The sequence below is a fragment of the Mycobacterium sp. genome (genome assembly GCF_052143115.1).
Lineage (GTDB): Bacteria > Actinomycetota > Actinomycetes > Mycobacteriales > Mycobacteriaceae > Mycobacterium.
On record NZ_JBKQTQ010000239.1, the window covers coordinates 1 to 10,241 of the forward strand.

At 62.7% G+C, this 10,241-nt stretch carries 12 protein-coding genes and 1 pseudogene; 5 read left to right on the top strand and 8 right to left on the bottom strand.

Annotated features, from left to right (window positions below; translation table 11 throughout):
* The first annotated feature begins 735 nt into the window (after positions 1 to 735).
* The 4 genes from ACLQI9_RS23610 to ACLQI9_RS23625 all read left to right on the top strand — a co-directional run bounded on the left by ACLQI9_RS23610 (position 736) and on the right by ACLQI9_RS23625 (position 2,626).
* The gene (locus tag ACLQI9_RS23610) at positions 736 to 1,239 is read left to right on the top strand and encodes a universal stress protein (RefSeq protein WP_442378645.1); all 504 of its coding nucleotides are present in this window, start codon (positions 736 to 738) and stop codon (positions 1,237 to 1,239) included.
* A complete protein-coding gene (locus ACLQI9_RS23615; RefSeq protein ID WP_442378644.1) occupies positions 1,229 to 1,591 on the top strand; it encodes a universal stress protein in 363 nt (120 codons plus the stop codon). The genes ACLQI9_RS23610 and ACLQI9_RS23615 overlap by 11 nt, the downstream gene beginning before the upstream one ends.
* Before the next feature lie 142 nt (positions 1,592 to 1,733).
* Positions 1,734 to 2,432 (top strand): rhomboid family intramembrane serine protease, encoded by a 699-nt coding sequence (locus ACLQI9_RS23620; protein WP_442378643.1) that lies wholly within the window; start codon positions 1,734 to 1,736, stop codon positions 2,430 to 2,432.
* The gene (locus tag ACLQI9_RS23625; RefSeq protein WP_442378642.1) at positions 2,417 to 2,626 is read left to right on the top strand and encodes a DUF2905 domain-containing protein; all 210 of its coding nucleotides are present in this window, start codon (positions 2,417 to 2,419) and stop codon (positions 2,624 to 2,626) included. Before ACLQI9_RS23620 ends, ACLQI9_RS23625 begins: the two co-directional genes overlap by 16 nt.
* A 92-nt stretch (positions 2,627 to 2,718) precedes the next feature.
* Here ACLQI9_RS23625 and ACLQI9_RS23630 read toward each other — a convergent pair.
* Positions 2,719 to 3,158: pseudogene (locus ACLQI9_RS23630) on the bottom strand (FHA domain-containing protein).
* Between the two features lie 722 nt (positions 3,159 to 3,880).
* Positions 3,881 to 4,087 (bottom strand): hypothetical protein, encoded by a 207-nt coding sequence (locus ACLQI9_RS23635; RefSeq protein ID WP_442392282.1) that lies wholly within the window; start codon positions 4,085 to 4,087, stop codon positions 3,881 to 3,883.
* Here ACLQI9_RS23635 and ACLQI9_RS23640 point away from each other — a divergent pair.
* Complete coding sequence (locus ACLQI9_RS23640) at positions 3,995 to 4,255, top strand: hypothetical protein (RefSeq protein WP_442392283.1); 261 nt, start codon at positions 3,995 to 3,997, stop codon at positions 4,253 to 4,255. The genes ACLQI9_RS23635 and ACLQI9_RS23640 overlap by 93 nt on opposite strands.
* Positions 4,256 to 4,290: 35 nt before the next feature.
* Here ACLQI9_RS23640 and ACLQI9_RS23645 read toward each other — a convergent pair whose 3' ends face one another.
* The 6 genes from ACLQI9_RS23645 to ACLQI9_RS23670 form a co-directional block, all read right to left on the bottom strand.
* Positions 4,291 to 5,337: an NAD(P)-dependent alcohol dehydrogenase gene (locus ACLQI9_RS23645; protein WP_442379325.1), complete on the bottom strand. Its 1,047-nt coding sequence runs from the start codon at positions 5,335 to 5,337 to the stop codon at positions 4,291 to 4,293.
* A gap of 25 nt (positions 5,338 to 5,362) precedes the next feature.
* Positions 5,363 to 5,572, bottom strand: a complete 210-nt coding sequence (locus tag ACLQI9_RS23650) for a hypothetical protein (RefSeq protein ID WP_442379327.1) — start codon at positions 5,570 to 5,572, stop codon at positions 5,363 to 5,365.
* A 492-nt stretch (positions 5,573 to 6,064) separates the two neighbouring features.
* Entirely contained in the window at positions 6,065 to 7,252 is a 1,188-nt protein-coding gene (locus ACLQI9_RS23655; RefSeq protein ID WP_442379329.1) for a PucR family transcriptional regulator, read from the bottom strand.
* Between the two features lie 158 nt (positions 7,253 to 7,410).
* Complete coding sequence (locus ACLQI9_RS23660; RefSeq protein ID WP_442379331.1) at positions 7,411 to 7,659, bottom strand: hypothetical protein; 249 nt, start codon at positions 7,657 to 7,659, stop codon at positions 7,411 to 7,413.
* 197 nt (positions 7,660 to 7,856) lie between these two features.
* On the bottom strand, positions 7,857 to 9,191 hold the full coding sequence (locus ACLQI9_RS23665; protein ID WP_442379333.1) for a helix-turn-helix domain-containing protein: 1,335 nt from the start codon (positions 9,189 to 9,191) through the stop codon (positions 7,857 to 7,859).
* A gap of 385 nt (positions 9,192 to 9,576) precedes the next feature.
* Complete coding sequence (locus tag ACLQI9_RS23670) at positions 9,577 to 10,161, bottom strand: HdeD family acid-resistance protein (RefSeq protein ID WP_442379334.1); 585 nt, start codon at positions 10,159 to 10,161, stop codon at positions 9,577 to 9,579.
* Between the last annotated feature and the right edge of the window lie 80 nt (positions 10,162 to 10,241).

Here is a 10,241-nt window from a genome sequence, read left to right on the forward strand (position 1 = left end):
AGCTGGTGCAGTGGACCTTCGAAAACGGTCTTTTCGCTGGTTGTCATCCCAAAAAGATAGTCCGCGGCCGATGCGAAGAGATTGTTTCAAGTGACAGCGTTAAGCACTTCGCACAGGGGTCACGAACAATGCCGGTCCGAGACCACTGCGGTAGACGGCTGGTCCAGCATCAAGTTCGCGGCCTTTTTGTCGCCGGAAGACAACGATCCGCCGCAACTTGGTTGGTTGACGACGTCGCCGCACCGACCTAATGCCGATACCTTTTCATCACGAACGCAACGCAGCATTCCAGACCACCAGCTAATCCCGAATTAGCAAGTGCGACAACACATTACAACCGAGCCCTTTGCGGAGAAATGTAGGTAAGGCCATGTTGCTGCCATTCATCATCTTCCTGATGATCCTGTCCCCCGTCCTCATCCCGGCCGCCGTCACCATTGTGAACGTTGTGTAGGGGAACCACCGGCCGGCCACCACAGCCAGCTTGGCGTCTCGTCGCCTCGTTCCCGCCGCCGCCTGACGTCTGTCATCCCAGCGCGGGCCGCACCTATCGGTGCGGCCCCGGCTGACGACCAACCTCCCGATTAGTGTCGTATGGCCAGTTCGTCGGGGACTTATGCTCCATGGCGGCGCTAGGCGGGGCGGCTAGCGTCATCCAGACAGCGCTAACCGGTATCAATCGGGGAGGGCGACGAAATGACAAGTGTTAAAACCGATCTGGGAATTGTCGTCGGCGTGGAAGAGTCGCCCGGCGCCAACACGGTGCGCTGGGCTGCACATGAAGCAGCACTGCGCAAGATACCGCTCACGCTGGTCCGTGTCGGGCTGATGCCTGCGTCCGGCCCCTCTGCACGGGTTTGGACCACTGCTCCGACACTGGACGAACTGCGTGAACAGCATGCGGATGAAGGGCAGCAAATACTTTCGAAGGCGATCAAGATCATCGAGGACGGCGCTGACAGTGGCGACCTCCCTGCTATCAATAGCAAACTGCTCTATTCGGCGCGTGCGCCGACGCTTGGTGACCTTTCAAAAAAGGCTCAGATGGTGGTGGTCGGCCGTCGCCCGCGCGCTGCTTCGGACGGGAGCCTAAGCGATTCGGTCGCCACCGGTTTAGTGCACCTGGCCCACTGCCCAGTCGCCGGTGATCCACGATGCGGATTCGGGATCATTGCCATCGCCGCATCTGCCGGTGCTGGTCGGGATCGACGGCTCAGGCGGGTCGCAGTTGGGCACTGAAATCGCTTTCGGGGAGGCCTCCCTGCGACGCGTGGAACTGGTGGCGCTGCACGCCTGGAGCGACGGCGATACGTCGACGATGCCCACCATGGAATGGCCCGCGGTGCAATCCAGGGCGCACCAAGTCCTCGCAGATGGACTGGCTGGCTGGCAGGACTGCTATCCCGACGTCACGGTTCAGCGCATTGTCGTGCACAACGACCCGGCGCGTCACCTTCTCGAAAAGTCCTGCTCGGCAAAGCTGCTCGTCGTTGGCGGCCACGGCCGCGGCGGCAGCCCTGGCATGCTGCTCGGGTCGGTCACAACGGCCGTGATAGAGGCAGCCGACATTCCGGTGATCGTGGCCCGCTAGGGCTGCGCTCCGCCGGCACGCAAGTGCCCCAGGTCGTGATGACAAGCGTGGTCGATCAAGTATCTTTCGACTCTTGCACCCCCGTTTATGCTGGAGCAACGTCGGATGCGTCGGCCCACCATTCGAAACGAAAGCGGCTTGCATGATCCCTTACTCCGATGGCATTCAGGCCCGCCGGTTCCCGTGGGTCAATGTCGCGCTGATCGCCGCCAACTTCGCGGTCTTCGTGTTCTACGAATTGCCGCACCCCGAGGCGGCGATCAACCAGGCCTCGTTTTATCCATGCAATGTCGACAACGCCTGCCACATGGGTTACCCGTGGGGTGTCAGCTGGATCACGGCGATGTTCCTGCATGCCGGCTGGGATCACATCCTCGGCAACATGTGGTTTCTGGCGATCTTCGGCAAGAACGTCGAGGACGCGTTCGGAAAGCTCGGTTACCTGGTCTTCTACTTCGCCGGCGGATTCGCGGCAATGTTTTTGCAGACCGCGATGACCCTGCTCTTCGGCAGCGCATCCGACGGGCAGATACCGACCCTCGGCGCCAGCGGCGCGATCGCCGCCGTGCTCGGCGCCTACTTCGTGCTCCATCCCAACTCGAGCATCCTTACGCTCGTGGGGTGGTTCCCGGTCAGAATCCCGGCATGGCTATATCTCGGCGGCTGGTTTCTCTACCAATTCTTCGAGGGAAACTCCGCACTGGTCGCAGCGAAGAACGGTGGCAGTGGCGTCGCGTTCTTCGCGCACGTCGGAGGGTTCGTGTTCGGGGCGCTCGTCACAGGACTATTGGTGAGCACCGGGCAGGTCACGGCGCGGAGGCCGCAATGGGACGAAACTTAGGTCCATTGATCGTGATGGCGGGCATCGTCATCGCGGCGTTGGGCATCCTGGTGTGGGCCGGTGGATTCTCGTGGTTCGGCCGCCTTCCCGGTGATATCCGGGTCGAACGCGACAACGTGCGCGTCTACATCCCGGTGGTCTCGATGCTTTTGGTCTCGGTCGCGGCCAGCCTACTGCTGTCCATCGCGGCGTAACTTTTCCGGCGATGATGCCGAGGGCACGAGCGCTTATCACCCCCACGATGTCGGCCGACGGCTCGGCTCAGGAACGGTCAGTGGTGGCGGCGTCAACCCGTCTCGGGCCCGCCAAAGAACATCAGCCGGAACTTCCCCATCCGAATCTCGTCGCCGTTGGTCAGCACAGCCGAATGGATCGGCTCCCGTTGACGTACGTGCCGTTGAGGCTGCCCACATCGACGACCCGGAATTCACCTCTTTCGCAGCGGATTTCGGTATGGCGACGGCTGACGGTTATGTCGTCGAGGACGATGTTGCTGTCGAGATGGCGCCCTGCTGCTGTGACCGGCTGATCCAACCGAAATCGGTAACCGGCGTTGGGTCCGCGCCTAACAACGAGCACGGCGGAGCCGGTCGGCACCCGCTCAAGTCCGGACACGCTGTCCTTGGCACCGGCTAGTGCCGAACCGTTGCGGAATTCAGCGCCCAAGGCCGAGACAGCGTGCGCGATGACGTCATGAGACGTCTGGTCGTCGCCAGTGTGGTTCACTTGCTGTTCCTAGTCGACTGTTCTGGGGGTGTTGCACTGATCTTGGTTTCTGCCAATTTGCGTTTCGTGTCGGTTGCACGGGAACAGCCCGGCTCCTGGCCGATGACCTGAGGCTCACGCAAGCTGTTAAGCAAGTTCGTCATGCGGTAGCGCCGTAATTGCCCGCTCCATCGCCGCCGCGTAGCAGGTTGCGATCAGCATGGCCAGCCGATTCTCGATCCAGCGTCTCACGGTTATCTCCTTGTCTCATAGTGGTTGTCGCACCCCATCATTAGGTCCGCCATCGTTCTGTTGTGAAGCAATCACGGTGCCTTTTTGGTTCCTTGAGCGATGATTGCGTTATCCGTTGGTTGACCATGTGCTTTTACTCCAGGTAATCAGTTGGGATGCGAACCGGGTGCCCAATTCACCCCTGTGCGAGGTAATTCCATTGTTGAGCGAGCCGCTGACGCCGTCGATGTGACTGGTGACAGCGATCGGCAGCGACGGTTGTCTGCAGTGAAGCTTCTCCTGCGCCGCCAGCGCGTAAGTTTTCAGAAGCCCCGCGGGACCTTCCCCCGGTTAGCTTGGAGACTTTGGTGTGTCCGCGCTTTCGTGGAGTCGGATTATTGGATTTCTTGTGCCACGTGATGTGAAGGAGTGGCATGGGACGACGCGGGGGCCTGTGACCTCCTGCTGATCACTGTGCCCCCAACTCTCATAACAGTGGACTTGCGACACGGCTACAGACCTCGTGGACCAGTTCGTGGGGCCCGGCCAGAGCTGTTGCGTCTGAACATTGTTCGCGAACGCAGCGTTAGGTCGGTCAAGGTGAGCCGCATGGTGTGTAGGGCGCAGTGAAGCTGGGACTTTACGACGGGCTCCGTGACATTCAGATCGGCAGCGATTTGGCCCGTCGTCCATCCCAGATAATGGGCCTTTCGAATCAGCTCACGATGCGACGGGTGCAACTGATTCCAGGCTTCGCTCAGCAGTTCAGGATCGAACAGCTTGTTCTCCATCTCGTCGGCTCAGGTCCCGTCGATGCGCGCGAGCCGATCAGCGTCAGCGTCTGCGGTCACGAGTCGGAGAGGCTTTCACAACGATGTTTGCGCTAGGGGGCCGGGTCGGCGACGCACCGACCTTGCGTGCGTCAGGGCACCACGATGGCACGGCCGCGCACGTTCCCGCACTGCAGGTCGCGGTAGGCCTGCGCTGCGTTGTCGAGCGAGTAGGTGGTCGACTCGACGTGCACCAGCCCTCGGGCCGCCAAGTCGATCAGCTCGGCCAGCTCAATACGGGATCCCCAGTATGTTGTCTGGATACTGACCTCGTACGGCTGCGAGAAGAACGACAGTGGCACGGTGCCGCCGGCGAGGCCGACTATCGTCACGTCGGCGAGCGTGCGTGCGGCGGTGCGGGCGAGTTCGATCGTCGCGTCGGTTCCGACAAAGTCCAAAAGCACGTCGGCGCCGTGGCCCTGGGTGAGGTCCTTGACGGCGTCGGCCGCCTGATCGTCCGATGTGACGACATGGTCGGCACCCACCTTTGTTGCAAGCTCCAGCGCCTCCTGCCGATTGTCGACGGCGATCACCTTGGCCGCCGTCGTCGCCTTCACCAGCTGGACCGCGATGTGCCCGAGTCCACCAACACCAACCACCACGACGGTCGACGTCGGCGCCATCTTCAACCATGACCGGCGGATCGCATGGTACGGCGTTAGGCCAGCGTCGGTGAGCGCTGCCGCAGTAGTCGGGTCAAGCCCATCGGGCAGGCGCAGAAGCAGCCGCTCGGCGGGCACCAGCAGGTACTCGGCCATTCCGCCGTCGAGACCAAGCCCACAGCCGCCGTTTACGACCGGTGCCTCGGCCTGATTCTCGCAGTAGTTCTCGAAGCCCTGCCGGCACCGGCTGCACTTGCCGCATCCCCAGGCGCCGTAGACCACAACGGCATCGCCCTTCGAGACGGTGGTGACGCCGTAGCCGACCGAGTCAACCCATCCGGCGTTCTCGTGGCCAAGCGTGAATGGTAACTTCCACGGCCACATGCCCGGCTCGAAGTCGTGCATCAGGTGCAGGTCGGAGTGACACGCCCCCGCGCCTCCGATCTTGACGACAACCTCGCCCGGCCCAGGCGTCGGCTTCGGCACCTCGACCAGCTCCGGATCGGTCTTCCAATCAATTAATTGCAGAGCCTTCATAGCGCACCTTTCTCGTGCCCAGTGATCATGCGGACGTCGACACCCGAGCTTTTGCATGAAGTTCGGCGCAGCGGTCGAGCAGGTAGTCGACTTCGCTCATCCAGCCGCAGATACTGGCGTAATCACCGTCGCGGCGGGCGCGTTTAACCTCCTGGTAGGCATCGAAGATCCGCCGCTCGAGCGCGTGATCAGGCGACCTGATCGGCCCGCCGCTGCGCGGGGATGAGAAGACCATGTGGTCACCGCCTCTCGTTATCGGAGATATTCGAGAGCTTGCGCTCGGATCGGCTTCTGCCGTCCGAGGAGCTCCTACGATCACTTCCGGGACTATCCGCCCCACTCTGCTAATCGTCGGTCCTCCCTACTCGGCCGTCATTGTTTCGGGTGACACGATCTTCGAGCAGAGATTAGTGACGGCGCCAACCGCAACGGTGAGGACCAGCCCAAGTCGATCCTGCCTTCGCCGTAACGCAGCCGGATGGCCGATGCCGGCTTCTCAGCCGCCAACCATGCTGACCGGCAATACATTCCGGGGTTTCCACCGCAGCTGCCATGACGTTCCATCGGCAAGCATTGTGCGAAGTTTCGACGCGCCGAGCTCGAGCGGTTCACACTGCGGTTGTCGGTGCATTGGTGAGCGCGGCAAGCACGAGATCACCTGCGCCGATAGAGCGTTTGGCGCGCAATTCGAGTCGTGCCGCGATGATGTTGCGGCGCCACACGATCGCTACATCAGTCGGCGGTGCACTTCGAAGGCCAGACACAGTTCGGCTAAATCACGCGGCCGGGTCAGGGAACGGCCGGTGCGCTGCTCGATGCGGTGCATCCGGTAGCGAACGGTATTGGGGTGACAGAACAGCATCTCCCCAACGGTGCGCATCGACCCGTCGTGGTCCCGCCACGCCTGAAACGTCTCAAACAGCAGCTCGCGCTCTTCATCGGAGAGATCGGAAAAACACTCCATGACGGGGCTTGCGAGTTCGACCATGACTTCGGGCGCGCTGACCGCGGCGGTAGCCAGGATCGAGCCGTCAAACACCGACACCGGCGAGCCCGGGTCGGCCCGGCCCCCCAGCGTTACCCGAGCCTGACGTAGCCCGCGGGCGGTGTCGCGCAGATCGTCGAAGCGCGCGCTGACACCCACCCGGGCGGTGGCCACCCGCGAAACCAGCGCCAGCGCCGCAGCCAGTTGGCGGTCGGTGTTGACGTGCACGATCCCGACTTGCACGTCGCGCAGCCCCTGCCACGCGGAGGACACATCCAGGCTGCGTAGCTTCGCCTCGATATCCGGCAAGGCGTCCACCCCGAACCGGGCAATATCTGCGGCGATCACCACGAACGGACCGGTACTCTGCAGCCGAAGATAGTCGGCGGCCTCCCACAGGCTGCACCGCTCGAACAGCCGGCCATGCATCAACGCGTCGATCAGCATGAACCGCTGGGTTTCGTCGTCCACGACCCGGCGAGTCTGCTCCTGTCGGTAACCCGCGGCCATTGCGTTGGTGAATAGGTCCTGAGCGGTCAGCAACTTGGCGGTCAGCGTACGCAGCGCATCGCCATTCATGCCGGGCCGGGTCGCCGCCTCGACGGCTACGGCCTCCCACACCCGCCGAAAGCCGACCCGATAAGCCTCCATCACCGACGACAGCGGCACCCCGTCCCGCGCCCGCTCGATCCCCAGCTGGGTGGCCGCGGTCACGTTGAAATCGCCACCGGCGGCGATCGCCCCGAAGATCGCTCGCATGTTGGCCGCACAGCCCGCGGCCACCACGTCGAACGGCACCGCCGCGGTCGGCCCGTAGAGCCGCACCTCGCGGGTGATTGCACGAGCAACCAGGATCGACACTTCATCGGTTCGCCGGTACATCGCGTCTGCGACGTCAGCGACATGTTGGAGGGCAATGCCGCTTTTCATGGAGGGCATATTAGGTGCCGGCCGGCCCCCGGCGGTTGTTCACGCGAGACGAAGACGGCGGCCATTGTTGTTGTCGGGAGTGGCGAGGAGCAACGGCGTGGCAGCGCCCTGGCGCTAGCCGGGGTCCGGTGTCCGCGGCCGTTGCACGGGACCGCGACTCATTCAGCGCCCTCCAATTTCGTCAGCTCATCGTCAAACCATGCGCTCACATACCGGATCTCGTCCTTGACGTTGATGGCCCTCTCCGGCTGCAGTCCCAATCGCGCGACGACCTCTTGAGCCACATGACGTGAATGATCGGATAGCTCCTCCGCTCCGCACTGACACCGATGACCAGTCGCGGTGGTGAAATCGTTTACGCGGTGACGTTCGATGATCTCGCGTATGCAGTCGATGAGATCAGTCATTGTCTTAATGCCATTCGCCTTCCACGCTTTCGACACGTCGGCTCCGCCCATAACCGCTTCGCCGACTGGTCTAGCGTAGGACTCGTCACGCTCGCCGTCACTGTCGTCGAGAACAATGTCGACGCTTGTCGCTGAGGCGGATTGCGCCTTAGCGTCGCTGAACGATCAGTTCTCGTCGGACACGTCGGGCAAATCGATTAGATGAGCCGGCGATGGACCTCGAACGCCAAACATAGTTCTGCGACATCCCTTGGGCGCGAGAGCGATCGTCCGGTCCGTTTCTCGATCCGGCGCAACCGGTAGCGCACGGTGTTGGGGTGACAACACAGCCGTTCAGCGGCGGCGCCCACCGAGGCGTCGGTGTCCTGCCACACCCGAAACGTATCGAAAAGGATCTCGCGCTCCTGGTCGGGAAGGTCGCCAAAAGAGCTCAAAGCAGTGCCGGTCGTTTTGACCATCACGTCTGGGGCGGCGAGTGCGGCAGTGGCCAAGATGGTTCCGTCGAACACCGCGACGCGGGAGGCGTGGTCGGGCCGGCTCCGCAACGTCACCTTGGCAAAGTGCAAAGCCTGCGGCGTCTCGCGCAGATCGTTGAATCGCGCGCTCACTCCGACACGGTCGACTGCCGTCCGAGACAACAAAGCGACAACTTTGTCGAGTTGCTGGTCGGACGCGACGTGCACAATCCCGACCTGCCAATCGGGCAGGAGCCGCCACGCTGAATACACGTCGAGACTGCGCAACTTCGATCCGACGGCCAGCAGCGGCTCGGTGCCACCGGAGCGAACCTCGGCGGCAATGACCACAAAGGGACCGTCCTTTGGCAGCCGAAGATAGCCGGCGACCTCGGCCAAGCTGCAGTCGTCGACGACTCGGCCCTCAAGCAGCGAGTCGATCAACAACGGGCGCCGCGAGGTGTCATCGAACATTTGACGTTTCTGCTCGTCGCGATATCCGGCCACTACGGCAGTGCCGATCAATTCGGCGAAGCCGCTGATGCGAACCTCGGTGTCGGCCGGCATAGGCCCGGGTTCAACCGAACCCACGGCCGCCAGGCCCCACACGCGTCCATCGACGATGACCGGCACGCCCACCGTCGCGCGCACGCCCGTATCGCGGACTTTTGCAGCGAGCGAACCGGCGCTGTTCTCATAGCTGTCCATCCTCGCGGGCCGCCCTGTGCGTTGCACTATCCCTGCCAGGGTGTTGCCGTCGATCGGGGTTCGAATGCCCACGGGCCACTTCGCCAGCGGCGCTGCAGGATGGTCAGCTGCGGCCACCTTCGCAATTTCGCCGCTCGACTCGTAGCGCCATAATCCGGCGGTCTGCGCGGACACACAGCGGCGCATTTCGTTGACCACCGCGTCGAACACCTCCGACGGTTCGACCCCGCGGGCCACCAGAGCGGAGAGTCGACGCAATGCCGCCTGCTCATCGGCGAGCCGGCGATACTCCGCGTATAGCCGGGCGTTATCCGGTGACAAATCGAGTTGCCCGGCCGCAAGTTCGCCGTCGGTTAGAAGTTCGTCCATGGCTCGTCCCTAGGGATTATCGATATTGGTGTCAGCCCTAGCGAACAAGCCAAGCCGTAGTCACGGGACAGTCTGGTCAGCTGCCAAAGCTCGCCCCTCCATTTGTCGTACATCGCCAAACGCGATGCGCCGACGAGGCGCTATCACCACCATCGCCGGGAACCAGTGCTGCCGTCTATGTCACTCGACACACGATCGAGGGCCTACAGATGTGCCTGATCACAACCGGCCATGCGCGACGGAGTTTGGACACGGTCCACACCCACCACTCGCTGGTCTGGACGTTACGCGGACGGAGTCGCCGGCGACATCGGGCGACTGGCCTTCGAGGTCGAGCGGCGGCTGCCTTAGGCGACGCGCCCGTACGTCTGCAGGCCTACGTCGATTAGCCGGGGGTCAAGGCCTTCAGCCGATGGCGAACCTGGAACGCGCTGATGACATCCACGATGCCGATAACGATCAGCCAGATACCGGCGACCAGGGTCAGGATCGCGATCGAATCGAGCGGGTAGATGATCAGTACACCACCACCGATAACGATGATCACGCCGGAGAACACCTGCCAGCCGCGCGCGGGTAGGTGGTCGAAGGACAACGCCGCGGCGAGCAGGGTCACCCCGCGGAACACCCAGCTGATGCCGATCCACAGGGCCAAAAGCAGGATCGACTCGAGTCTGTCGCGGAAGCAGAAGAACCCCAACACCAGCGACACCACGCCGGTGAGGAACGACAGCACTCTCATTGCGGCGCCGGCGTGCGAGCCGAAAGCGGCCAACACATACCCAACCCCGGATACCACCAGGTAGATGCCGAACAAGACACCCGCCACCACCAGTGACGGGCCCGGCCAGGCCAGCACGATGACACCGAGTGCCGCGCCCAGGATGCCGATCAGGAGCAGCAACTGCCACGTGTTACGCGCCAGCTGGTGCAGTGGACCTTCGAAAACGGTCTTTTCGCTGGTTGTCATCCCAAAAAGATAGTCCGCGGCCGATGCGAAGAGATTGTTTCAAGTGACAGCGTTAAGCACTTCGCACAGGGGTCACGAAC